The organism is Streptomyces sp. NPDC029014, assembly GCF_055564695.1.
In genome coordinates, this window is record NZ_JBVHVT010000035.1 from 48,251 (window position 1) to 70,845 (window position 22,595).

General features: G+C 75.3%; 21 protein-coding genes and 1 pseudogene. 9 read left to right on the forward strand and 13 right to left on the reverse strand.

Translation table 11 applies throughout. The features are described 5' to 3' along the window. Window positions 1-38: 38 nt before the first annotated feature. Entirely contained in the window at window positions 39-749 is a 711-nt protein-coding gene (locus ACZ4VL_RS20635) for an ABC transporter permease (protein WP_468201786.1), read from the reverse strand. Window positions 750-804: 55 nt separating this feature from the next. After that, the gene (locus ACZ4VL_RS20640) at window positions 805-1,809 is read right to left on the reverse strand and encodes an ABC transporter ATP-binding protein (protein WP_468201789.1); all 1,005 of its coding nucleotides are present in this window, start codon (window positions 1,807-1,809) and stop codon (window positions 805-807) included. 191 nt (window positions 1,810-2,000) lie between these two features. Here ACZ4VL_RS20640 and ACZ4VL_RS20645 point away from each other — a divergent pair, with 191 nt between their 5' ends. Next, window positions 2,001-2,681, forward strand: a complete 681-nt coding sequence (locus ACZ4VL_RS20645; RefSeq protein ID WP_468201792.1) for a response regulator — start codon at window positions 2,001-2,003, stop codon at window positions 2,679-2,681. Window positions 2,682-2,877: 196 nt separating this feature from the next. Continuing rightward, window positions 2,878-4,095 (forward strand): glycosyltransferase, encoded by a 1,218-nt coding sequence (locus ACZ4VL_RS20650; RefSeq protein ID WP_468201795.1) that lies wholly within the window; start codon window positions 2,878-2,880, stop codon window positions 4,093-4,095. 163 nt (window positions 4,096-4,258) lie between these two features. On the opposite strand, the gene ACZ4VL_RS20655 is transcribed toward ACZ4VL_RS20650, so the two are convergent. Next, the gene (locus ACZ4VL_RS20655) at window positions 4,259-4,615 is read right to left on the reverse strand and encodes a hypothetical protein (protein ID WP_468201798.1); all 357 of its coding nucleotides are present in this window, start codon (window positions 4,613-4,615) and stop codon (window positions 4,259-4,261) included. Between the two features lie 159 nt (window positions 4,616-4,774). Here ACZ4VL_RS20655 and ACZ4VL_RS20660 point away from each other — a divergent pair, with 159 nt between their 5' ends. Next, a complete protein-coding gene (locus ACZ4VL_RS20660) occupies window positions 4,775-5,140 on the forward strand; it encodes a hypothetical protein (RefSeq protein ID WP_468201801.1) in 366 nt (121 codons plus the stop codon). Window positions 5,141-5,173: 33 nt separating this feature from the next. Here the strand turns inward: ACZ4VL_RS20660 and ACZ4VL_RS20665 are convergent, their stop codons facing one another. Then, window positions 5,174-5,359 carry a hypothetical protein gene (locus ACZ4VL_RS20665; RefSeq protein ID WP_468201805.1) on the reverse strand — a complete coding sequence of 62 codons (186 nt, stop codon included), beginning with the start codon at window positions 5,357-5,359 and terminating at the stop codon, window positions 5,174-5,176. A gap of 178 nt (window positions 5,360-5,537) precedes the next feature. Here ACZ4VL_RS20665 and ACZ4VL_RS20670 point away from each other — a divergent pair, with 178 nt between their 5' ends. After that, the gene (locus ACZ4VL_RS20670; RefSeq protein WP_468201807.1) at window positions 5,538-6,179 is read left to right on the forward strand and encodes an HhH-GDP family DNA glycosylase; all 642 of its coding nucleotides are present in this window, start codon (window positions 5,538-5,540) and stop codon (window positions 6,177-6,179) included. A gap of 149 nt (window positions 6,180-6,328) precedes the next feature. Then, on the forward strand, window positions 6,329-6,784 hold the full coding sequence (locus tag ACZ4VL_RS20675) for an ATP-binding protein (protein WP_468201810.1): 456 nt from the start codon (window positions 6,329-6,331) through the stop codon (window positions 6,782-6,784). Between the two features lie 16 nt (window positions 6,785-6,800). Here the strand turns inward: ACZ4VL_RS20675 and ACZ4VL_RS20680 are convergent, their stop codons facing one another. The 5 genes and pseudogenes from ACZ4VL_RS20680 to ACZ4VL_RS20700 form a co-directional block, all read right to left on the reverse strand. Then, complete coding sequence (locus ACZ4VL_RS20680; RefSeq protein WP_468201813.1) at window positions 6,801-7,802, reverse strand: SDR family oxidoreductase; 1,002 nt, start codon at window positions 7,800-7,802, stop codon at window positions 6,801-6,803. A gap of 74 nt (window positions 7,803-7,876) precedes the next feature. Continuing rightward, the gene (locus tag ACZ4VL_RS20685) at window positions 7,877-9,649 is read right to left on the reverse strand and encodes a glycoside hydrolase family 15 protein (RefSeq protein WP_468201815.1); all 1,773 of its coding nucleotides are present in this window, start codon (window positions 9,647-9,649) and stop codon (window positions 7,877-7,879) included. 79 nt (window positions 9,650-9,728) lie between these two features. Then, window positions 9,729-10,877: an enolase C-terminal domain-like protein gene (locus ACZ4VL_RS20690; protein WP_468201817.1), complete on the reverse strand. Its 1,149-nt coding sequence runs from the start codon at window positions 10,875-10,877 to the stop codon at window positions 9,729-9,731. Beyond that, window positions 10,874-14,043 (reverse strand): annotated as a pseudogene (locus ACZ4VL_RS20695) (FAD-binding and (Fe-S)-binding domain-containing protein). Before ACZ4VL_RS20695 ends, ACZ4VL_RS20690 begins: the two are co-directional and overlap by 4 nt. 2 nt (window positions 14,044-14,045) lie before the next feature. Then, complete coding sequence (locus ACZ4VL_RS20700) at window positions 14,046-15,833, reverse strand: thiamine pyrophosphate-requiring protein (protein ID WP_468201819.1); 1,788 nt, start codon at window positions 15,831-15,833, stop codon at window positions 14,046-14,048. 214 nt (window positions 15,834-16,047) lie between these two features. Here ACZ4VL_RS20700 and ACZ4VL_RS20705 point away from each other — a divergent pair, with 214 nt between their 5' ends. Both ACZ4VL_RS20705 and ACZ4VL_RS20710 read left to right on the forward strand, forming a co-directional pair. Beyond that, a complete protein-coding gene (locus ACZ4VL_RS20705; protein ID WP_468201821.1) occupies window positions 16,048-16,569 on the forward strand; it encodes a DUF5709 domain-containing protein in 522 nt (173 codons plus the stop codon). Window positions 16,570-16,633: 64 nt separating this feature from the next. Continuing rightward, window positions 16,634-17,377, forward strand: coding sequence for a UdgX family uracil-DNA binding protein (locus ACZ4VL_RS20710; protein WP_468201824.1), 744 nt, complete (start codon window positions 16,634-16,636; stop codon window positions 17,375-17,377). A gap of 42 nt (window positions 17,378-17,419) precedes the next feature. Here ACZ4VL_RS20710 and ACZ4VL_RS20715 read toward each other — a convergent pair whose 3' ends face one another. The 4 genes from ACZ4VL_RS20715 to ACZ4VL_RS20730 form a co-directional block, all read right to left on the reverse strand. Next, complete coding sequence (locus ACZ4VL_RS20715) at window positions 17,420-18,154, reverse strand: GAF domain-containing protein (protein WP_468201826.1); 735 nt, start codon at window positions 18,152-18,154, stop codon at window positions 17,420-17,422. Window positions 18,155-18,190: 36 nt separating this feature from the next. Then, window positions 18,191-18,946 carry an ANTAR domain-containing protein gene (locus tag ACZ4VL_RS20720; RefSeq protein ID WP_468201828.1) on the reverse strand — a complete coding sequence of 252 codons (756 nt, stop codon included), beginning with the start codon at window positions 18,944-18,946 and terminating at the stop codon, window positions 18,191-18,193. Window positions 18,947-19,083: 137 nt separating this feature from the next. Next, window positions 19,084-20,037 (reverse strand): helix-turn-helix transcriptional regulator, encoded by a 954-nt coding sequence (locus tag ACZ4VL_RS20725; RefSeq protein WP_468201830.1) that lies wholly within the window; start codon window positions 20,035-20,037, stop codon window positions 19,084-19,086. Window positions 20,038-20,325: 288 nt separating this feature from the next. Further along, a complete protein-coding gene (locus ACZ4VL_RS20730) occupies window positions 20,326-20,502 on the reverse strand; it encodes a hypothetical protein (protein WP_468201833.1) in 177 nt (58 codons plus the stop codon). A 105-nt stretch (window positions 20,503-20,607) separates the two neighbouring features. Between ACZ4VL_RS20730 and ACZ4VL_RS20735 the strand changes: the two genes are divergently transcribed. Both ACZ4VL_RS20735 and ACZ4VL_RS20740 read left to right on the forward strand, forming a co-directional pair. Then, window positions 20,608-21,027 (forward strand): hypothetical protein, encoded by a 420-nt coding sequence (locus tag ACZ4VL_RS20735; RefSeq protein WP_468201835.1) that lies wholly within the window; start codon window positions 20,608-20,610, stop codon window positions 21,025-21,027. A gap of 117 nt (window positions 21,028-21,144) precedes the next feature. Next, window positions 21,145-22,173: a hypothetical protein gene (locus ACZ4VL_RS20740; protein WP_468201837.1), complete on the forward strand. Its 1,029-nt coding sequence runs from the start codon at window positions 21,145-21,147 to the stop codon at window positions 22,171-22,173. Window positions 22,174-22,595: the final 422 nt, after the last annotated feature.

Sequence of the window (22,595 nt, forward strand, 5' to 3'; positions counted from 1 at the left end):
GGCGTCCCGCCACGGGCCGGTGGGGACCCGACGTGGTGTCAGGCGTCGCGGCGGCGCAGTACGTACAGGCCGACGAGGTGCGCTGCGGCGGCCCACGCCGCCACCGTCAGGGCCGCCGTCGCCGAGCTGTGCCCGGCTTCGGTGCCGGCCCGCATGAAGCGGTCCCCCGCGCCGTACGGCAGATGGTCGTCGACCGCCGCGAGCAGGGTGCCGCCGAGGCCCAGGAGGACGCTCGGCAGCGCCCACAGCAGGGTGACGAGGAGCGACAGCGCACCGGCCGGGTGACGGGTCGCGAAGGCCACCCCGACGGTCAGCACTGCGACCAGTGCCTGGTAGACGCCGACGGCCAGGACCTGGCCGAGGGTGGTGCCGGCTTCGAAGGTGGCCCGCCCGTCGAACGCCCCCCAGGCCACGGCCGTGCCCACCACCGCGTACGCGGTGCCGGCGACGAACGCGACCGCGGCCGCCACCAGCGCCTTCGCCGCCTGCACCCGGTGCCGGCGGGGCACCCACAGCAGGGAAGCGCGCACGCTCCCCGCCGAGTACTCCGAGGTCACGACGACCGTGGCCAGGACGACCACGGCGAACTGGGAGAGGACGGCCGAGGACGCCGCCGCGTTGCCGACGGGCTGGACGGGGTGCCCGTTGATGCGGGCGATCGAGGCGTAGTAGTAGGTGAAGACCCCGGTGATCGCGAGGCCCGCGAGGAGGCAGAGGTAGGGGCCCGGACCGACCACAGTTTGGTCCATTCGGAGGCGACCGCCGCGGCGGTGCCCCGGCCGGGGCGGCGGGTCATCGGTCCGGTCACCGTCGTCCCCCTTCGTTCGGTGCGGCGGTGGTGGTCGCGCCGGCGCCGTCCGTCGCGTACCCGGTGGCGGCCGTCGCGCCCTCGGCGCTGCGCGTCGCGTACTCGACGCTGCGCGCGGTCAGGTCCATGTACGCCTGCTCCAGCGAGACCCGGACGTCGCTCAACCCGTGCAACCGGACGCCGCAGTGGTGGGCCAGGTCGCCGACCTCGGCGGCGGTCCGCCCTTCGACGGCGATCTCCCCGGAGGCGGACGTCTCGACACCGACCCCGTCGGTCGCCATCAGGTGGCGGACCAGCGTCGCCCGTTCCGCGGGGTCGGGGACCGATGCGCGCGCGGAGGCGGGGGAGGCGGTGGCGAGGAACTCCTGCACGGACGTGTCGCTCAGCAGGCGTCCGCGTCCGATGACGACGAGGTGATCGGCCGTCAGCTGCATCTCGCTCATCAGATGGCTGGAGAGGAACACGGTGCGCCCTTCGGCCGCCCGCTCCCGCACGAGCCCGCGGATCCACCGCACGCCGTCCGGGTCGAGGCCGTTGACCGGCTCGTCCAGGATCAGTACGGGCGGATCGCCGAGCAGGGCGCCCGCCACCCCGAGCCGACCGCTCATGCCGAGCGAGTACGTGCCGGCCGGCCGCCGCGCCACCTTGGCCAGGCCCACCGTCTCCAGCACCTCGTCGACGCGGCGCACCGGGATGCCGTTGGCCCGGGCCTGGGCGACGAGGTGCGCCCGGCCGGAACGGGCCGGGTGGACGGCCCGGGCGTCGAGCATCGCCCCGACCGCGCACAGCGGGCGGCGCAGGTCCGCGTACGGACGGCCGGCGATCAGGGCCCGCCCGCGGGTGGGGTGGTCCAGGCCCAGGATCATGCGCATCGTGGTGGACTTGCCGGCCCCGTTGGGGCCGAGGAAGCCGGTCACGCGGCCCGCCCTGATCTCGAGCGTGAGGTCGTCCACGGCGAGGGTGTCGCCGTAGCGTTTGGTCAGTCCTCGGAGGGTGATCATGGGCTTCCTTCGTCTTCCTTCATCTGCCGTCGTCCTTCCCGTACGGAAGCGACGCTAGGAGTCCGCAGGTCCGGGGCCCATCGGTCGATCGGCAGGGGCTTCCTGCCTTTCGTCGGGGGTGCGCCCCGCCCCCGGGCGGATCTCCGGGGCGCGCCGCTCTGCCGGCGGGGCGGCGGCCGTAGGCTCGGCTCGTGGACGAGACGACAGCGAGCAGCCGACCGGTCCGGGTCCTGGTGGCCGACGACGAGGCGATGATCCGTGCCGGGGTGCGGGCCATCCTGGCCCGCGATCCGCAGGTGGACGTGGTCGCCGAGGCCGGCGACGGACGCGAGGCCCTCGCGCTGGCCCGCCGACACCGGCCGGACGTGGTCCTGTTGGACATCCAGATGCCCGTCCTGGACGGCCTGACGACGGTGGCGCGGCTGCACGGGCAGCTACCGGCGGTCGGTGTGATCATGCTGACGACGTTCGGGCAGGACGCCTACGTGACGAGGGCCCTGGAGGAGGGCGCGGACGGATTCCTGCTGAAGGCGGACGACCCGCGCGAGCTCCTGAACGGGGTGAGGGCGGTGGGTGCCGGCGGGGCCTACCTGTCCCCGAGGGTGGCCGGCCGGGTCATCGCCGGGCTCCGCGCCCACCGGGCTGCACACCCCCACCGGTCGCTGGAGCGGCTGACGGACCGGGAGCGGGAGGTGCTGGCCGGGCTCGGGGCGGGGCTGTCCAACGCGGAGATCGCAGGCCGGCTGCATCTGGTCGAGGGCACGGTGAAGGCCCATGTCAGCGCGGTGCTCGCGAAGTTGGGGGCGCGCAACCGGGTGGAGGCGGCCATCGCCGCCTATGAGGCGGGGCTCGTGCCGCCCCGGCCCCGCTGACCGGATGCGCGTACCGGCACCGCTCATTGTTCCGTGTGGGAACGGGCTGCTCGTGGCGGGCGTTTCGGGGAAAGGGGGCTGGTCCCGCGCCTTCCACTCCCAACCTATAGCGCACCGGGGGGCTTGCGGCAAGGTGCTGGAGGTGACGCAGAATCACCGGTCTGAACAGTGTGGGTGAGGGAACGGGGTGTGCCGAATGCGTGTGGTGCTGTCGACGTACGGGTCGCGCGGGGACGTCGAGCCGCTGGTCGGACTCGCGGAGCAGGTGCGGGCGTTCGGCGCGGAGGTGCGGGTGTGTGCACCGCCGGACGAGGACTTCGCACGGCGGTTGGCCGCCGTCGGGGTCCCGCTGGTGCCGGTCGGGCCGTCGGCGCGGGCGCTGACGGTCGCGGCGCCCGCGCCGTCGTCGCTGCCCGAGCGCGCGGCCGCGTTGATCGCCGGCCTGGTGGACGGGGTCACTGCGGCGGCGGAGGGGTGCGACGTGCTGGTGGCGACCGGAGCGATGCCGGCCGCGGCGGGCGCGAGGTCGGTGGCGGAGAAACTGGGCGTCCCGTCGGTGTCCGTGACGTTCCAGCAGCTCACCCTGCCGTCCCCGCACCGGCCGCCGCTCGCGTACCCGGGCCGGCCGCATCCGGCGGACGTGACCGACCACCGGGCGCTGTGGGAGGTGGACGCGCAGAGCATCAACGCGCTGTTCGGCGGGGCGCTCAACACGAGCCGGGCGTCGATCGGCCTGCCGCCGGTGGCCGACGTCCGCGACTACGTCATCGGCGACCGGCCGTGGCTGGCGACTGACCCGGTGCTGGATCCGTGGCGGGGAGATCCGGGCCTCGACGTCGTCCAGACCGGCGCGTGGATCCTGCCGGACCCCCGGCCGCTGCCGGCCGATCTGCTGGCGTTCCTGGACGCGGGTGCGCCTGCGGTGTACGTGGGCTTCGGCAGCATGCCGATGCACGCCGCGGCGGACGTGGCCCGGGTGGCCATCGATGCGGTGCGGGCGCAGGGCCTGCGTGCGGTCGTGGCCCGCGGCTGGGCCGACCTGGCCCTGATCGACGACCGGGACGACTGCTTCGCCGTCGGCGAGGTCAACCAGCAGGCGCTGTTCCGACGGGTGGCCGCCGTCGTGCACCACGGCGGCGCGGGGACGACGACCACGGCCTCCCGGGCCGGCGCGCCCCAGGTGGTGGTGCCGCAGCTCGCGGACCAGCCGTACTGGGCCGGCCGGGTGGCCGACCTGGGCATCGGCGCCGCCCACGACGGTCCGGCCCCGACCTTCGAGTCCCTGTCGGCGGCGCTCCGGACGGCCCTGGCTCCCGCGACCCGGGCCCGGGCGACCGAGGTGGCCGGGAGGATCCGTTCCGACGGGTCGGCGGTGGCCGCGAAGCTGCTGCTCGACACGTTCGGCCGGCAGTGACGGCCCCGGCGGCCAGGGCGGCCAGCGCTGCCCGGGCATGGGAGACGGGCTGAAGGGACGCCCTCCAGCCCGTCGGCCGCGCGGCACGAGGAGAAGGGGTGCCCACCGCGCGGCCCTTCGGGAAAGCCGTTCTCGTGGGGTCCCCTGCCCCGGAACGGGCGCTTCACACCATGGTGCGGCCGTGGAGGCGCAGGTGGATGTCCTTCTCCTGGTCGCCGGCGGCGGTCCCCACCGTGTCGATCACGAACGCCGAGTCCAGTACGGCCACCAGTCGGTCCACCGCCCGATAGCCGCCCTGGGCCTCGACGCTGACCTGGTGTGCGAGGGGGGCGACGGCCTCGGGGCTCCGTTCGCCGGGGGTGGCCACGTCATAGGCGGACGTCCAGACCGTCGCCCCGGTGCCCGAGCGCGGCCTGGTCGTCTTCTCCGTCGTGAAGGCCGCGTCCAGGGTCGCGAAGACGGCGCGGGCGTCCTCCTCGGCGCAGTCGCTGACCACCACGGTCACCTCCGTACTGCTCATGGCGGGCTCCTCCCTTGCAGCCGGAACGCTTCGGGTCCTCCTCCAGCATCCACCCGTACCCGCCCCGTGTCCCCCGTGTCCGCACGGGCACCGTCGGTGACCGCGGCCGGTAGAGGGCTCCGGCGGCGGTCCGCGGCGTGCGGAGCTACGCTGCCCGAGATGGAACGCGCAGAGATACTCAAGCGAGTGATCGGCATCCTCACCGAGGCGCAGGACATCCGCCTGGCCGCCGAGGCGGGCGAGGACGTCGACCTACAGGAAGCGGGGCCCGGCGTGGCCACCCTGCTCCTGAACGAGATGCTGCCGTCGATCAGGGTGCCGGCCGACGCGTCTGCCCAGCAGGTGGCGGCCCACGTGTCCCGAGCCCTCGGCCCCGCCCTGCACACCATGGTCTCCGGGTTCAGCCTGGCGTTCACCAGCCTGGCGATCGCACACGACAACGGGCGGACGGAGGTCTCCTCGATCGAGGTCCTCCAGGAACTCGCCCTGGAGGTCGAGGCGGGGATGTACGACGACGGGCCGTAGGGCCGTCGACCGTTCGGGGGGCGCCCCGGACGCTCACCGCGCGCCGCCGGCCCGCTCCTCGGCGATCCTCCGCTCCTGCTGCCTGCGCAGTTCCTCGGGGCTCTTGCCGGCCACCGGCTTGCTGGCCTCGGGGTGGACCGGATCCGGTCCGGGATGCTTCTGCGCCCGCTCCTCGCGGCCCTTCGGCGGGTCCTGCCGCTTGTCCTCGGTGCCCTTCACGGCTGTGCCTCCCGGAGCTCTGCGTCCGGTGTCCCGGACTACCTACCCTGCCCCTGCCCGCGAACGGCCCGGGCAACCCCCCTTCCCCCGACCGGGAGTGCCCCGCGGGGACGGGGGCAGGCGCCGGCCGGAAGGGGCGGGGCCTCCCGCCCGCGGAACCGCTCGGCAAGGACACCCGATGGACTCCACGAAGGCGATGGCCCGCCGGATCCTGCGCGACTTCGGCGAGACGTACGTGCACGAGGCCGGCATCCGGCTCCGCGACACTCCGGCGCCGCTGTACCAGCTGCTCGTGCTGTGCGTGCTGCTGTCGGCGCCCATCCGTGCGAACACGGCGGTCGCGGCGGCCCGGGAGCTGTTCGCGGACGGGCTGCGCACACCGCGGCGGATGGCGGACGCGCAGTGGCAGGACCGCGTCGACGCGCTCGGACGGGCGCACTACCGCAGGTACGACGAGAGCACGGCCACCGCCCTCGGCGAGGGAGCGCAGCTGCTGCTCGACCGCTGGAACGGCGATCTGCGGGCCCTGCGGGACGAGGCCGGCGGTGACCCGGCCCGCGTACGGGAGCTCCTCCAGGAGGTGCCGAGGATCGGCCCGGCCGGAGCCGACGTCTTCTGCCGCGAGGCACAGGCCGTCTGGCCGGAGCTGCGGCCCTTCGCCGACGCACGGGTGCGTGACGCGGCATCCGGCGTCGGCCTGCCCCGTACGCCGGAGAAGCTCGCCGCGCTCGTACCGCGGCGCGAGTTCGCCCGACTGGCCGACGGCCTGGTCCGCGTGGGCCTGACCCGTGGCGCGGCCGACCGGCTGCGTGCCGGGTGACGGCGCGCAGCACCGGCGGGCCCGTACGGCCCGGGATGCCCCGGAACGAAACCCCGCGCGCCGACGGCCGGGGAGCGAACACCGAGAGTTGCCGGGCGGATACGGGGTTGCCGGGGTACGGCGCGGGAACGCGCGGAGCGGGAGCAGTCATGATCGGACATCGCCTGCACTACCGCCGGGACCTCGGGGCCTCCCCTTTCAGCAGGCCCGGAGCCGGGCTCGACTTCGTCCGCGGGCGGCTGTCGGAGTGCACCGACCGGCCGGGCGGCGAGGGGTTCCAGAACGCCGTCCTCGTGGCGTGCGAACTCCTCACCAACGCCTACGTCCACACGCGCGGGCCCACCGGCATCGACCTCGATCTCGACCTCGACGGCGGACGGCTCACCGTCGGCGTGTCCGACCCGAGCAGCCAGGAGCCGCTGGTGCGCCCGTACCGGCCTGCCGAGCCCCACGGACACGGCCTGCACATCGTCGACGCCCTCGCCACCGCCTGGGGCGTCATCCGGCGGACCGACGGGAAGACGGTGTGGGCCACCCTCGCCGTGCCGGAACTCCGCTCCGCCGGGCGCCGGACGCGCGACCGGGCGAGGAGGGCTCGGCAGTAGCGTCAGCCGTCGGCCGTCACCTGCGCGTGCGCACCGCGCGGCGCAGCCGCCCGGCCAGCTCGTCGAGGCACCGGGCGGCCCACTGCTGCGTGCTGCGGCCGCGGGCGCGGTCGTCGAACCGGCCGTGCGCCCCGAAGTCCCGTTCTGCGTCGACCGGTGCGTAGAGGTTGTCGGGGGTGCCCGGGCGCTGCGGCTCCGCGGTCTGCTGTGCGGCGCATCCGGTGCGCGCCAGACGGCGGTCCAGCAGGGCGGGGACGAGCGCGTTCGCGATCAGGGTCGCCGTCGTGCTGGCACCCACCCAGTACTCCCGCCGCTGCGGGTGGTCGGCCGCGTACAGCACCGCCCGGGCGGCGACCTCCGGCTGGTAGATCGGCGGCACCGGTTGGGCGCGCCGCGGCAGACGGGAGCGGACCCAGTCGAACTGGGGGGTGTTCACCGCGGGCAGCTGCACCATCGTCGAGCGCACCCGGGTACCGGAGGCCAGGAGTTCGCAGCGCAGCGCCTCGTGCCAGCCCTGCAGGGCGTGCTTGGCGCCGCTGTAGGCGCTCTGCAGCGGGATCCCGCGGTACGCGAGCGCGGAGCCGACGTGCACGATCGCCCCGTGGTCGCGGGGCAGCATCCGGGCCAGGGCCGCGCGGGTGGCGTACACGTAGCCGAGGTAGGTCACCTCCGTGACCCGCCGGAACTCTTCGGGCGTGACCTCGGTGAAGGGGGCGAAGACCGATGTGAAGGCGTCGTTCACCCAGACGTCGAGGGGGCCGAGTTCCTCCTCGACGCGCCGGGCGGCCGCTTCGAGGGCGTCCGGGTCCGCGACGTCCAGCTCCAGCGTGATCACCTCGGCCGCGCCGGCCCGTTCGGCGTCGAGCCGTGCCGCGCGCAGGCCTGCCCGGCCGCGGGCGATGAGGGCGAGCCGGTCGCCGCGGGCGGCGAACGCCCGGGCGCAGGCGCGGCCGACGCCGCCGCTCGCACCGGTGACGACAACGGTCCGGGGGGTGTGGGTCCGGTTCCGGGGTGTCATGACGGGCGCTTGTCCGCCCGGGACGGCCGCAAACCTCCCGGGGAGGGCGGCGCCGGCGGGGCGGGGGTCACGCGTCAGGCGTCGTCGGCCAGGCGGACGGCGGTTTCGAGCATGAGGGCGTGGACGAAGGCCTGGGGCAGGTTGCCGCGCAGCTGGCGCTGGGTGACGTCGAACTCCTCTGCGTACAGGCCCGGCGGTCCGCAGGCCGCGCGGTTGCGCTCGAACCAGCGGGCGGCCTCGACGGCCCGGCCCAGCTGGTGGTGGGCGAGGGCGACGAGGAACCCGCACATCAGGAACGCGCCCTCGGTGTCCCCGAGGGGCCGCTCGTCGTGCCGGAAGCGGTAGCAGTAGTGGTCCCGGGCGAGGTCGGCGAGGACCGCGTCGAGGGTGGCGAGGCTGCGCGGGTCCTCGGCGGGCACGGCACCGCGCAGGGCGGGCAGCAGCAGCGCCGCGTCCACGCCGGGGTCGGTCGGGGAGCGCTGCCAGCGGCCGCTGGGGTGCAGCCAGCGGTCGGCGTCGGCGGTGATGCGGTCCGCGAGGGCCTCCCAGCCCGCCGCGGGGCCGGGGTCCGCGAAGGGGCGCACGGAGGCGACGGCGCGGAGCCCGGCCGCGCAGACCAGCCGGCTGTGCGTCCAGCGGTCGGGATGGAGTTCCCAGATGCCGGAGTCCTCGCGGGTGTGGTGGTCGGCGATGGCGTCGGCCGCGATGCGGGCGGCGCGCCGGACGTCGGCGGCCGGCGTCCCGTGGCGGGCGGCGGCGGCGAACAGCAGCAGGCTCTCGCCGAAGCAGTCGAGCTGGAACTGTCGGCCGACCCGGTTCCCGATGACGTCGAAGCCGCCCGGGTAGCCGGGGAGGTCGAGCCGGGCGGGCGGCAGGACGGGCCCGCCGTCGACGGTGTAGGCGGGGGCGAGGTCGGGGCCGTGTTCGAGGAGGCGGGCCGCGACGAACCGGACGGAGTCGTCCAGCAGGGGGTGGGCCCCGGCGGCGGCGACGGCCTGGCCGATGTAGCACTGGTCGCGGATCCAGACGTAGCGGTAGTCGTAGTTGCGTCCCCGCTCGGCGCGTTCGGGCAGGCTGGTGGTCGCCGCTGCCACCGTACCGCTGCCCGGGCCGGTCATGGCCCTGAGGACCGCGTACGCGTGGCGGGCGTCGCGCAGGCCGGGCACGTCCGGGAGGGCGGGCGCGCGGGCGTCCCAGACCTCCTCGGTGGCCCGCCACAGCCGGTCGGCGGGCTCGCGGCGGCCGAGCGGCCCGTCGGCGAGCTCCAGGACGAGGTCCTGGCGGTCGCCGGGTTCCAGGTGCAGGTGCGCGCGCAGCTCCGGATGCCCGCCGGTCTCGGCGGGGCGGGCACCGGGCGGTCCGCTCCAGCGCACCCGCAGCCGGTCCCCGCCGCGGGCCGTCCAGTCGCCGTTCTCCGCGCGCCCGAGCCCGCTCAGCCGCTGCCTGCCGAAGCCGGGGGCGACCTGGAGCCGCACCGTCACGTCGGCCGGGCCGTCGGTCGCCTCGATGCGGCGCAGCAGGACGGCGCGGTGCCGGTCCCCGGGGCAGGCGAGGGCCTCGTGGCACTCGACGATGCCCGTGCCGGTCACCCACCGGCTGCACCAGACGAGACTGCCCGGCCGGTAGGAGCCGCCCCACACGTAGGGGGCGGCCGGGGTGACGGTGTACCAGCCGGGGCCGCCGATCAGGGCGGCGAAGACGGCGTCGTCGTGCCAGGCCGGTGCGCACATCCACACGATCTCGCCGTGCGGACCGACGAGCGCGCCGCGCCGGCCGTCGGCGAGCAGCGCGTAGTCGCGCAGGGCGTGCGGCTGCGGAGCGGCGGGCGGTGCCTGCGGTGGTGCCACGGTCGCGGTCCTCCTGTCCGGGGTCGGGACGCGTCCGCCGCCTGGCTACGGCCGCGGGCCGTCTGCCGTCGGGGCGGCGTCAGGTGGCGTCGGGCTGCGGCGGGCGGCCCGCGGCGGGCCGGGCGTACCGCGCGAGCACCTCCGGCCGCGGGGTCAGGCCGAGGCCCGGGGAGCCGTCGGCGCCGGGCCGTAGCTCGCCGCCCGCCGGGTCCAGGACCCCGTCGAAGAGCATGCGTTCGATGCGTACGTGGTCGTGGAACCACTCCAGGTGGCGGAGGTTGGGCAGGGCGGCCGCCGCGTGGGCGTGCACGTGCGGTGCGCAGTGCCCGGACAGCTCCAGCCCGTGCGCCTGGGCGAGCGCCCCGGCGCGCAACCAGGCCGTGAGCCCGCCGCAGCGGGTGGCGTCGGCCTGGAGGCAGTCGACGACGGGGGCCATGGCCGCGAAGTAGGGCAGGGTGAACCCGTACTCGCCGGCGGCCACGTCGGCGGCGGTGGCGGCCCGGACCCGGGACAGGCCCTCCAGGTCGTCAGAGGAGACCGGCTCCTCGAACCAGCGGACGTCGTACTCCCGGAAGCGCTCGGCGATCCGGATCGCCTGCTGGGCGGAGTAGGCGCCGTTGGCGTCGACGTAGAGCTCCGTGTCCGGTCCGACGGTCTCGCGGGCCCGCCGGATCCGGGCCAGGTCCCGGTCCTCCCGGGTACCCCACGCCTCACCGATCTTGATCTTTACGCGGGGGATCCGGTCGTCCGCGGTCCAACCGCGCAGCTGCCGCTCCAGGCGGTGGTCGTCGTAGGTGGTGAAGCCGCCGCTGCCGTAGACGGGGACGCCGGTGCGGGCCCGGCCGAGCAGGTCGACCAGCGGGATCTCCAGGAGGTGGGCCTTGAGGTCCCACAGGGCGGTGTCGACGGCGGACAGGGCGTAGCCGCCGATGCCCGGGCGGCCGGCGTTGCGCAGGGCGCGGTGCATGGCCTCGTGCGCGGCCGGGACGTCGAAGGCGCGGCGGCCGGTGACCCGGTCGGCCAGCAGCTCGGTGACGACGACGGCTGCGGCCCCGGACCCGTAGGTCCATCCGTAGCCGTGGTGGGCTCCGCACGCCGCCTCGACCAGGACCATGGTGGTGGAGTCCCAGGCGGCGGTGCCGTCGGCCTCCGGGGCGTCGGTGGGGAAGTCGAGGACCCGCACCGTGAGGGCCTCGACGGCCGGCTCCGGACCGCGGGCGCGGGTCACGGCGGGCCGCCGGCCTGGCGCCGGGCCGCTGCACGGCGGCGGGGACGGCACGCGGCGGCGGCTCCGGCCGCGGTCCCGAACAGGGCTCCCAGGGCACCGACGGCGACCGCCCGGGCCGGGGTCGCGGGCGTGGGACGGCCTGCTCGGGGTGGTCTGCGGGCAGCGGCCCGTCCAGGGCGAGGGCGAGCGCCTCGGCGAGGTGCAGGGCCCCTCGCCCGGTGTCGGCCTGGTCCAACTGCGTACGGCAGCTGAACCCGTCCGCCAGGACGAACGCGCCGGGGGCTGTGTCGCGGACGGCCGGCAGGACGCCCTGTTCGGCGACGGCGAGGGACAGCTCGTAGTGCCCGCGCACGAAGCCGAAGTCGCCGGCGAGACCGCAGCATCCGGCGTCGAGCACGTCGGCGTCGAGGCCGGCGCGGCGCATCAGCTCGCGGTCCGGGCCGCTGCCCAGGACGGCGTGCTGGTGGCAGTGGGTCTGCACGGTCGCCGCCCGGTCGGCCCGCGGCGGCCGCCAGCCGTCGGGAGCGTGGTCGACGAGCTGCTCGGCGAAGGTGCGCGTCAGCGCGCCCAGCCGGTGCACGTCCGCGTCGCCGTGGAGCAGCTCGGCGGCGTCGGCCCGGAACACGGCGGCGCAGGAGGGTTCGAGGACGACGATCGGGGTGCCGGCTTCCAGCCACGGCCGCAGCACGCGCAGGCTCCGGTCGAGCACCCGGCGGGCTGTCGCCAACTGCCCGGTGGAGATCCACGTCAGGCCGCAGCAGACCGCGCCGTCCGGCACCGCGACCCGGAAGCCGGCGTCCTGGAGGACGCGGACGGCCGCGCGGGCGACGTGCGGGTGGAAGTGGTTGGTGAACGTGTCCGGCCACAGCAGCACGGTGCGCCGGTCACGCGGATCGGGCGCACCGGGCGGACCCGGTGGGCCGGGCAGGTCGTACGGGCCGGGCAGGCCGTAGGCGGTGTCGCCGGGGCCGTGCCACTGCTCCTGGAAGGACCTGCGGGCGAACGGCGGGGCCGCGCGGCGCGGGTCGACCCCCGCCACCAGCTTCCCCAACCGGCCCAGCACCGGCGCCTGCAGGACGGCGTTGGCCAGGCCCGGGCTCGTGCGGGCCAGCCGCGCCCACAGCGGCAGCCAGCCCAGGGCGTAGTGGGCGGGCGGGCGCAGCCGCCCCCGGTAGTGGTGGGCGAGGAACTCGGCCTTGTACGTGGCCATGTCCACCCCGACCGGACAGTCGGAAGCACAGCCCTTGCAGGCCAGGCACAGGTCCAGGGCGTCGCGGACCGCCGTGGAGCGCCAGCCGTCGGTGACGGGCGAGTCGCCGTGGCCGTCGAGCATCTCGAACAGCAGCCGGGCCCTGCCGCGGGTGGAGTGCTCCTCCTCCCCGGTGGCCCGGTAGGAGGGGCACATCACCCCGCCGCGGTGGCTCCGGCAGTTGCCGATGCCGACGCAGCGCTGTACGGCCCGACCGAAGTCGTGGTCGTCGTCGGAGTACGCGAAATGGGTGGCACCGTGCGGCCGGGGCCGCCAGTCGGCGCCCAGGCGCAGGTCGGCGTCGACGCGGTGCGGGTGGACGACCTTGCCGGGGTTCATCCGGTTCCCCGGGTCGAACAGTGCCTTGACCTCGCCCATCGCCTCGACCAGCGCCGTGCCGAACATCCTCGGCAGCAGTTCGCCGCGGGCCTGCCCGTCGCCGTGCTCCCCCGAGAGGGAACCGCCGTACGAGGACACCAGGTCGGCGGCGTCGAAGAGGAACGCCCGGAACGCCTCGACGCCCCGTGCGTCGCGCAGGCCGAACGGGATCCGGGTGTGCACGCAGCCCTGGCCGAAGTGCCCGTAGAGGGAGGCCTGCTGGTAGCCGTAGCGGTCGTAGAGCCGCTCCAGGTCGCGCAGGTAGTCGCCGAGCCGCTCCGGGGGGACGGCCGAGTCCTCCCAGCCCTCCCAGGTCTCGGCGCCGTCGGGGGGCCGGGCGGTGACGCCCAGTCCCGCCTCCCGGGTCTTCAGGAACTCCTGTTCGCGGTCCGGGTCGTCGGAGAGGGCCACGGACGGGTCGTCCTCCGTGCGCCCGATCGCGCGCAGCAGCGCGTGCGCCTGGTCGTCGGCCTCCTGCCGCGTCCCGCCGGCGAACTGGACGAGCAGCCAGCTGTCGCCCTCGGGCAGCACGGCCAGTGACTCCAGGTGGACCTGCTCCTCGCGCATCAGCTGCGCCATGCGCCCGTCGACGGCTTCCAGCTGGGTGGGGCGGCTGTGCGCCAGGAGGGCGGGGACGGCGTCCGCGGCGGCGAGGACGTCGTCGAAGCCCAGCACCAGCAGGGCCTCCGCCGCGGGCACCGGCACCAGCCGGAGTTCCGCCCGCAGCACGGTCGCCAGGGTTCCCTCGCTGCCGACGAGGGCCCGGGCGACGTCGAAGCCGTTCTCGGGGAGCAGGGCGTCCAGGTTGTAGCCGGAGACCCGGCGCGGGATCTTCGGGTAGCCGCGGCGGATCTCCGCCAGGTGGCGCGAGGCGATGTCGTGCAGCGACCGGTACAGGCGGGCCCGGTCGTCGTCGCCGCCGGCGATCCGCTCGTAGGCGTCCCTGCCGGTGGGTCCGGCGTGGAAGCGCAGCCCGCCGTAGGTGAGCACCTCCAGGCCGCTGACGTTGTCGGCGGTCGTGCCGTAGGCCTGGGCGGAGGCGCCGCAGCTGTTGTTGCCGATCATGCCGCCGAGCGAGCAGTGGCTGTGCGTGGCCGGCTTGGGGCCGAACCGCAGTCCGTGCGGGGCCAGCTGCCGGTTCAGCTCGTCGAGGACGATGCCCGGTTCGACGACGCAGGTCCGCGCCCCGGGGTCCACGGACACCAGCCGGTTGCAGTACTTGGTCCAGTCGAGGACGACCGCGGTGTTGGTGCACTGGCCGCCCAGGCTGGTGCCGCCGCCGCGGGAGAGCAGGGGCGCGGCGAAGCGTGCGCACACGGAGACCGCCCGCGCCCCGGCCTCCACGGTCCGTGGGACCACCACGCCGATCGGGACCTGCCGGTAGTTCGAGGCGTCGGTGGAGTAGGCGCCGCGGCTGCCCGCGTCGAAGCGGACCTCGCCGTCGACCTCGGCGCGCAGGGCGCGTTCCAGCCCGGCGAGGTCGGGCGCGGCGGGGTCGGGCGCGGCGGGGTCGGTTCCGCCGTTGCGGCGGGCGGTCACGTTCAGCTCCCCCCGCCGCCGGGCAGGAACTCCTGGAGCTTCGCCCGGACCCCCTGCCGGACCACGGCGGCGCGGTCGCTGTCCCCGCGCACCACCGAGGCGGCGGCGGACTTGATCTGGTCCCAGGTGGCGTGCGGCGGGATCGGCGGTACGGCGGGGTCCGTCCGGAAGTCGATGACGTACGGCCGCTCCGCCGCCAGCGCCCGCCGCCAGGCGGGCGTGACGGCCTCGGCCGTCTCCACCCGCTCGCCGTCGAGGCCGAACAGGGCGGCGACCTCGGCGTAGGGGGCGTCGGGGATGCTCTGCGAGGGTTCGAACTGCGGGGCGCCCTGCATGGCGCGCATCTCCCAGGTGACCTGGTTGAGGTCCTGGTTGTTCAGCACGGCGACGACCAGCCGGGGGTCCGACCAGTCGTGGAAGTACTTGGCCGCGGTGAGGAGTTCGGCCAGCCCGTTCATCTGCATCGCGCCGTCCCCGACGAGTGCGATCGCCGGACGGTCGGGGTGGGCGAACTTCGCGCCGATCGCGTACGGCACGCCCGGTCCCATGGTGGCGAGGGTGCCGGAGAGGGAGCCGCGCATGCCGTCGCGCATCCGCAGGTGCCGCGCGTACCAGTTCGCGGCGGACCCGGAGTCCGCGGTGACGATCGCGCCGTCCGGCAGCAGCCCGTCCAGCGCGTGCACCACGTACTCGGGGTTGATCGGTTCGGCCGGCACGTCGGCCCGCCGCTCCATGACCTCCCACCAGCGCGCGGTGCCCTTCTCGATCGTCTCGCGCCAGGCGCCGTCCGTACGGCGGTCCAGCAGCGGTACGAGGCGCCGCAGCGTCTCGGCGGCGTCGCCGACGAGGTTGAGCTCGAACGGGTAGCGCAGGCCGACCATGGCCGGTTCGATGTCGATCTGGACGGCGCGGGCCTGGTCGAACTCCGGCAGGAACTGCGTGTACGGGAAGCTGGATCCCACCACGAGCAGGGTGTCGCAGTCCCGCATCATCTCGTACGACGGCCTGGTGCCGAGCAGCCCGATCGCCCCGGTGACGTACGGCAGGGTGTCGGGCAGCGCGTCCTTGCCGAGCAGCGCCTTGGCGACGCCGGCGCCGAGGAGGTCGGCGACCTGCTCGACCTCGGCGCGGGCGTGCCGGGCACCCTGCCCGATGAGGATCGCCGGCCGCTCGCCCGCGTTGAGGATGTCCGCGGCCCGCGCGATGTCCTCGGCGGCGGGCACGGGCGCGTAGTGGCCGACGCCCAGGCTGGAGGGGACCTGCTTGAAGACGTGGGCGGGCGGCTCGTAGTCGAGTTCCTGCACGTCGGCGGGGAGGATCAGCGCGGTGGGTGCCCGGCGGGTGGCGGCGATCCGCATCGCCCGGTCCAGGACGTTGGGCAGTTGTGCGGGGACGGTGACCATCTCGCAGTAGTCGGAGGCGACGTCCTTGTACAGGGAGAGCAGGTCGACCTCCTGCTGGTAGGAGCCGCCCATGGCGCTGCGGTCGGTCTGCCCGACGACGGCGACGACGGGCACGTGGTCGAGCTTCGCGTCGTACAACCCGTTCAGGAGGTGGATCGCTCCGGGGCCGGAGGTGGCGGCGCAGACGCCGATCCGGCCGGAGAACTTGGCGTAGCCGACGGCCTGGAAGGCGGACATCTCCTCGTGTCGCGCCTGGATGAAGCGCGGCCGGTCCTCGGCCCGTCCCCAGGCCGCGAGGAGACCGTTGATCCCGTCGCCCGGGTAGGCGAAGACGTACCTGATCCCCCACTCCCGCAGTCGCTGCAACACGTAGTCGGCAACCTTCATCGTCCTGCTCCCTCCTGGTCGGATCCGCTCGGTTCCGCCCTCGCGCCCGTCGCCCCGATTGCCTACGCGTCTGCCCGGGCCGGGACGTCGCATGCGGGGCCGCCGGACCCGTCAGGGCCGGATGGCGGAACGGTGGTAAAACGGGACGTGTAGCGCGAGGAGCCGCAGGGCGGGGCACGGAGCACGCACGGACGCCCAGTGAAAGGCGCACACCATGAGCGACACCGATCCCACCGGCGACAACGTGTACCAGCTGCCGGACCCGGACCAGCCCGGTGAGGCGCAGCCGGACCTGGAGAACACCCTCGCCGAGCCCGGACTCGACGAACGGCTCGACACCGGCGAGTCCCCGCCCGAGCGCCCGTACGCGGCCGCGGGCCACGGCACGACCCTGCGCGAGCAGCACGACGGGGAGAGCCTGGACGAGCGACTGGCCCGGGAGGTCCCCGACCCCGACCCGACGCAGCCCGGTGAGGACAACGGAATCGGCGACCTGCCGGGCGGCAACGGCGAACCGATCGACCCTCAGGCCGGTGGCGTGCGGGCCGGCCGGCTGACCGCCGTGTACGACCCCGAAGCAGGCCGGCAGCTGGCCGTTCGGGCCAGCGACGTGGGCATCGACGGCGGTGCCGCAGCAGCGGAGGAGGCCGCGGTCCACGTGATCGAGGAGCCCGAGCAGGCGGAGGAGCAGGAGCAGGACGAGGTCACCGGCCTCCCGGGCAGCGACGCCGGGTGACACCGCCCTGCCGCCCGGGCGCGGCCGCGGTCGGCCCTCGGTTGATCCGACGGAGGTGAGTGGCGTGCGGCAGCGAGCACAGCACGCGGAAGGCGGCGGACGGAGTGCCGCCCCGGCCGGGGGGCCGGACCACGACGCCGGACCGTTCGTTCCGGACACGCGCGACCTCGGCGAGCTGCGCAGGGCCGCGTCCTCCTGCCGCGGCTGCCCGCTGCACGAGGACGCGACGCAGACGGTCTTCGGGGCGGGCCCGCGCCGGGCCCCGGTCGTCCTCGTGGGCGAGCAGCCCGGGGACCGGGAGGACAGGGAGGGCGAGCCCTTCGTCGGCCCGGCGGGCGTCCTGTTGCGCCGTGCCTTGGGCGAGGCCGGCCTCGACGAGTCCTCGGTCTACTTCACGAACGCGGTGAAGCACTTCAAGTTCACCGTCCCCGAAGGCGGGAAACGACGGATCCACAAGGCCCCGAGCCTGCGGGAGATGACCGCCTGCCGGCCGTGGCTGGTGGCGGAGCTGGCCGCGGTCCGGCCACGCCTGGTGGTGGCCCTGGGCGCGACGGCCGGGCGGGCGCTCCTCGGCGGGCCCTTCCGGCTCGGTGACCACCGGGGCACCCTGGAGCCGCTCCCGGAAGCCGACGGGCGGGACGGACGTCCGGGTCTGCCCGAGGCCCGGGTGCTGGTCACCGTGCATCCGTCCGCCGTGCTCCGCGCGCCGGACCGGGACGCCGCGTACCGCGGCCTGGTGGCCGACCTGCAGGTCGCCGTCCGCGCCCTCGCGGGCGCTCAGCGGGCCCGGCCGCCGGGGCAGGGCTGATGAGGGGCGCAGGGCCCCCGGTGCGGGTTCCCGGCCGCGGGTTCACGACTGCGGCAGGGCGGTGATCCGGTCGAGGTCGAGGGTGCGCGCCACGAGCCCGTGCACGGTGTCCGCGATGGACACCTGGTGGCGCACGGCGTAGTCGCGCAGCAGCTGCGAGGCCTCCAGCAGGCTCACGCGGGCGTGCTGGGCGACCATGCCCTTGGCGATCTCGAGGGCGTTCTTGTACGCGATCGCGGCCTGCGTCTTCGTGAGCACCTCGGCCGCCGGGACGGGGTCGGCGCTCCAGTGCAGCAGGGACAGCGCAGCGGAGTCAGCGAGCGCCTGGGCGAGTTCGATCTCCTCGGGTCGCAGCACGCCCGTGGTGCGGCGGAACAGCGTCAGCGCGCCGATGACGTGGTCGTGGAGGCGGAGCGGGACGGTCTGCGACGACTGGTAACCGACCTCCAGGGCGGCGGCGGCCAGCTCGGGCCAGCGTCGGCGTTCCCCCGCCAGATCGGGGACCGTGAGCGGCTGACCGCTGTGGTAGCAGTCCACGCACGGCCCGCTTCCGGTCTGGAGCTGGAGCAGTTCGAGGAGTACCGCTTCCTCGCCCGAGGCGGCCATGATGCGCAGTCCACCGCGGGCGTCGCCCATCATCACGCCGCCCGCGTCGGCGTCGAGCAGGTCCACGCAGTGGCCGACCAGCCCGTCGAAGAGGCTCAGGGGGTCGAAGTCGGGCGCGAGCGTGTCCGCCAGGCTGACGAATGCCCTGGCCAGCTGCTGTTCGCGGGTCATGTCGGTCGCCTGCTTCCCGTCCCTGTGGGCTTGGAACTAGTCATTCTCGTCGAAGTGGGTCCTGCGGTGGATGACGTCATGGGCGACCTCGGCTGCCGTCCGTCCCTCGCGGAAGGCCCGAGCACGCAGCAGGAGCAGGGCCTCGTCGGCTCGGCATCCGAGCTGGACCATCAGCATGCCCACTGCCTGGTACACCTCATTGTGGGCCTGCCCGGCGTCGTGAAGCCAGGATGCGACGCCTTCGTCCGAGGTGGCGGTGTGGTCGAGGGCCGCCAGCACGGCGGTCGAGGCGTCGGCGGCGATGACGGCAGCGGCCAGGTCCTGCGGTGCCAGTTTGCCCGCGACGTCGCGGTACAGGTCGAGGGTTCCGATCACCACGGTCGAGTTGCCCAGCGGAATGGAGTAGACCGCTCGTGCCCCCGTCTGGAGGGCCTGCGGCACGAACAGCGGCCACCGCCTGGAGTCGGTGGCGAGGTCGGGCGCGAGGACCGGGGCGAAGGCCTCCGCCGCGCGGACGCCGGGGCCCTCCCCGAGGGTGAACTGGATCTCCGCAAGGCGCAGGGCGGTGGGGTCCGTCGCACACAGGGGGGTCGTGTAGATCCCTTCCGCGGTCAGGTTCAGCGCCAGCCCCCTGACGGGCAGCAGGCCCAGAACGGCACCGCACAGCCGTTCGGGTACCTGTTCCGCGGGAACGCCGTCGAGCGCCGCCGTGATCTCCCGCACGACCGCCAGCCGCAGCCCGTTCAGGGAACGGCGCGCCGGACCGTCACCGACGGGTGCGTCGTCGACCATTCCCCTCACCTCCCAGCTGTGGTCCGCCTCCGCTCCGGGCCGCCCTCCCCAGGGGTGATGCCGGAGGGTGTACGGACGTATTGTGCACTGTCACCACCGTGCGGGCATGCGTAGGCCGCTGCGGGCGGCCGCCACGGTCAGCCGTCGAGGGGAGACCGCAGGGTCTGCGAGGGCGAGGCGCCGTACGCGTTCCGATAGGCCGCCGCGAACCGGCCGGCGTGGGTGAAACCCCAGCGCGCGGCAACCTCGGTGACCGTGACGCCGCCGTCGGCCGGGGCGGCGGCCGTCAGCTCGGCGTGCACCTGGGCGAGGCGCACCCGGCGCAGGTAGGCGAGCGGCGTGGTCGCGGCGTGCCGCGCGAAGGCGTACTGCAGGGCTCTGGGGGTGACCGGCACCGACCCGGCGATGTCGGCCAGGCCGATGTCCCGGTCCGCGTTGTTCTCGATGAAGGCCACGGCACGCCGCAGGGTGTCCGAGGTGAGGTCGGGGCCCTCCGGCGGGTCGAGGGGGTGCGCGACCGCGTCGTTGGGGAACACCTCCAGTGCGGTCGCGGCCAGCAGCCGTCCCGCCTCGCCGAGGACGATCGGGGGTACGGGCGCCTCCCTGCTCAGCAGGGAGCGGCGCACGAACTCGGCGGTGCGCCGCCACAGGACGGCCCGGGCCTCGTCGGCCGGGGCGAGCCCGGTGAACCGCACGGTCCGCCGTGAGTCGGGTACGACCTGCCGGGCCGCGGCCTGCACCACGGCCCAGGGCAGGGCGAGGGTGTCGAGGGCGGCGTCCTCCGTACGGGCGGTCCGGGGCCGGCCCGGACGACCGCTGAGGAAGGTCCTGCCCGGCCCGAAGCGGTGGTCCTCGCGGCCGTCTTCCAGGACGACGCGTCCCGAGCGCACCGTGACGGCCACGAACAACTTCGGCGGACCGCTGGTGAAGTCCAGCGTGCCCGGGAGTTCCAGTTCGCCCACACCGACCGCGGCCGTGTCGACGCAGGACAGCCGGTACTGCTCCGCGGCCGGGGCCGGTAGACGGATCCCGATGCGCGTCCCGTACGTCTCCTCCAGGAACGCGCGCACGCGGTCGACGTCCCCGGTCACGCAGTCCCGCCGCCTGGGCGTGAAACCGTCCCGGGGCCTGGCGCTGCCGGGCCCGTCCATGGGCACGCCCCCTTCACCATCGGTGCCCCGCCGGTGTGCCACCGGCCGGTGCACCCGACGCCTGCCCGCTCCGTGGTCCCGGAAGCGGTCCGGCCGCCGTGTTTCGCACAACGTTTCGCACAACGGCCCGTCCGGCCGCGGCCCGGCGGCGCCGCCCGCCGACACGGCTTCGTTCGGCGGGCGGCGCGCACGGGCCGGTGCGCCCCGTCGGTGAGGGCCGGGGCCGTGTCAGTCCTCGCGGCGGACGGTGTTCCACCGCCGGTCCTCGGGCGGGCGGCGGCCGTGCGGCCGGTCCTTCCGCCGCAGCTCGTCGGTCGGCGCGGGGTCCGCCGCCGGTACCTCGCGGATCTGCTCCTCGCGGCCCGTTCCGGGCTGCTGCTGCTTGTCCCGCATGCTGCCTGCCATGACCGCACCTCCTTCGCGTGGCCGCGCCTGCCCCGGCCCGGACGGGCCGACACCCGCGGCGGCCGTGCTTCGTTTCCTGGCGGTCCTCCGGGGCAGGGGCGGGCCATGGACGCATCACGAACCACCGACTTCCAGCTCGTGGACATGGCCCTGCTGACCGAGGACGAGGGCTGCTCGGGCCGCCCTGGAAGTGCGCACCCGGAGCGGTCCGACCCGGTCGAACTGCCCGAGGGGGCACTGGTCACGCTGTGCCTCGTCTTCCGGCTGGGCCGCGACGTGGACGGGCTCGCCTACACCGAGACCCGGGTCCGGGACGGCACCGTCGAGGCGGCGCACGAGACCCAGCTCGGCGGTTTCCGGGCCGGCGGCCCCTACGAGATCCACCTCCAGCCCGAGCGTCTGCCCATCGGACACGCCGCCGCCGGCACCTACGAGGTCCACGGGGTGTTCACCGACCGGCACCGGCGCCCGCTCGCCAGCGCGTACCGGCGCTACCGCATCGCAGAGTCGTCGCCCGCGGTGTGACGGCGGTCCCGCGGGCCGACGAGCCCCGCGCCGGCCGCATGCGGCTGGGCGGAAGCAACCCTTTCCAGGGGGTGCGGTCCTAGGGGCGTCAGCTCGGGGCCGACGAGAGGGAAAGTGGTGCGGAGCGGGGAGCTCGCCGCCCGGACGGGTGTCGGCGTGCGGGCGCTGCGGTCCTACGCGGAGCAGCACCTTGTGCGCCTCCGGGCACAGCCCCAGCGGCCAGCGGCACCACGCGGACGGTGCCGTCGCCCGTACGGGCCCGGCGCGGAACGGCCCGCCCTGCACACCCCCGACCCCGTCGCGCACGTCGCCGTCCCGGGGCCCGGCGAACTGCTCACGGCCTCCGCCACGGTGCTCCGCCACTGGCAGGAGGTCGAGGGCGGGTGGGCGCAGACCTGGGAGGCCGAGACCGGTGTCCTCTCGCTGACCGTGGCCCGGGACGGCTCGTTCGCCGGGGCCGCGCACGGCCACCAGTGGGGACTGCTCCTCGGGCGGGCCACCCCGACCGGCTTCCAACGGGACTTCGCCACGACCCGCACCAGCGGCTGGCCCGGCCCGCTGACCGTCGTCGACGGCGGGCGGCTGACGGTGTCCGCGTCACCGCCGCACGCCGACGCGGAGCTGAGGTGGCAGGACGGGCACGGGGGCCGGCTGCTGGAGCTGTTCGAGGTGGACAGCGTCGCCGTGGCGCCGGACAGCCGCACCGTCTGGTTCGCCCGCACGCCCGCGGCCGCCCACCGGCACCGCCTCCACCGGCTGCTCCGCTCGAACACCGGATCACGGCCCCGCTACCAGCTGCCCAACGTGATGCGGGCCGTCCGGGAGGAACTGGACCGGCCGTTCCAGGGCGCGACCGTACTGCACCGCCTGGGCGACGGGGACTGCGAGCCCACCCTCCACGACCTGGGCATCGGCCCGGTGACCGGGCTGGTGTGCGATCCGACCGGGCGGTTCCTGACCGTGGGGATCGGGACCCGGACGGTGCTGGTGCTCCACCTGCCCGGCCTGGAACCGGCCGCCGTGACCGGGCTGCTCGCCGAGCCCTTCACGGAACTCGGGCCCGGGCCCGGCGCGGGAGGGGCCACCGGGCGGGGAGCCGACGGCACGCTGACCGTCCTCGCACCCGCGGAGGAAATGCCCTCCTAGCCCTGTGCCCCGGCGGGCGGCCGGGGCAGGCCTCAGGTGCAGGGCCGCGCGTACGGTCGTCCCGTCGGCGGCGGTCCGCGCGAAGCGGCTGCCGTCCGCGGCGAAGGCGGCCGGGCCCGCGTGCCCGTCGCCGGGTACGCGCAGCACGGGCCGCAGTGCGCGCGGCCGCGCCCCGGGCGTCGGATCGAGCGGGGCCGTCCGGACGGTGGCCAGCCAGTCCTCCGCAGCGAACCGGTCGCCCTGGCCGCGGTGTTGGTGGGCGAGGGTGCCGGGGACGGAGGTGCACAGGTCCCATAGGGTGCCGTCGGCCAGCGACACCCGGGCCACCGGATCGCCGGCGGCCATGCGGTCGCCGGGCTGGACCAGCCAGCGGCTCAGGGTGGCCCGGCCGCCCCGGGGCAGCGGCCAGCGGACCGGGGTCA

Bases quoted from the DNA above. Each gene is read 5' to 3' on its own strand.
- ACZ4VL_RS20635 (WP_468201786.1), bottom strand. From the start codon at position 749: ATGGACCAAACTGTGGTCGGTCCGGGCCCCTACCTCTGCCTCCTCGCG.
- ACZ4VL_RS20640 (WP_468201789.1), bottom strand. From the start codon at position 1,809: ATGATCACCCTCCGAGGACTGACCAAACGCTACGGCGACACCCTCGCC.
- ACZ4VL_RS20650 (WP_468201795.1), top strand. From the start codon at position 2,878: ATGCGTGTGGTGCTGTCGACGTACGGGTCGCGCGGGGACGTCGAGCCG.
- ACZ4VL_RS20655 (WP_468201798.1), bottom strand. From the start codon at position 4,615: ATGAGCAGTACGGAGGTGACCGTGGTGGTCAGCGACTGCGCCGAGGAG.
- ACZ4VL_RS20660 (WP_468201801.1), top strand. From the start codon at position 4,775: ATGGAACGCGCAGAGATACTCAAGCGAGTGATCGGCATCCTCACCGAG.
- ACZ4VL_RS20670 (WP_468201807.1), top strand. From the start codon at position 5,538: ATGGACTCCACGAAGGCGATGGCCCGCCGGATCCTGCGCGACTTCGGC.
- ACZ4VL_RS20675 (WP_468201810.1), top strand. From the start codon at position 6,329: ATGATCGGACATCGCCTGCACTACCGCCGGGACCTCGGGGCCTCCCCT.
- ACZ4VL_RS20680 (WP_468201813.1), bottom strand. From the start codon at position 7,802: ATGACACCCCGGAACCGGACCCACACCCCCCGGACCGTTGTCGTCACC.
- ACZ4VL_RS20700 (WP_468201819.1), bottom strand. From the start codon at position 15,833: ATGAAGGTTGCCGACTACGTGTTGCAGCGACTGCGGGAGTGGGGGATC.
- ACZ4VL_RS20705 (WP_468201821.1), top strand. From the start codon at position 16,048: ATGAGCGACACCGATCCCACCGGCGACAACGTGTACCAGCTGCCGGAC.
- ACZ4VL_RS20715 (WP_468201826.1), bottom strand. From the start codon at position 18,154: ATGACCCGCGAACAGCAGCTGGCCAGGGCATTCGTCAGCCTGGCGGAC.
- ACZ4VL_RS20720 (WP_468201828.1), bottom strand. From the start codon at position 18,946: ATGGTCGACGACGCACCCGTCGGTGACGGTCCGGCGCGCCGTTCCCTG.
- ACZ4VL_RS20730 (WP_468201833.1), bottom strand. From the start codon at position 20,502: ATGGCAGGCAGCATGCGGGACAAGCAGCAGCAGCCCGGAACGGGCCGC.
- ACZ4VL_RS20735 (WP_468201835.1), top strand. From the start codon at position 20,608: ATGGACGCATCACGAACCACCGACTTCCAGCTCGTGGACATGGCCCTG.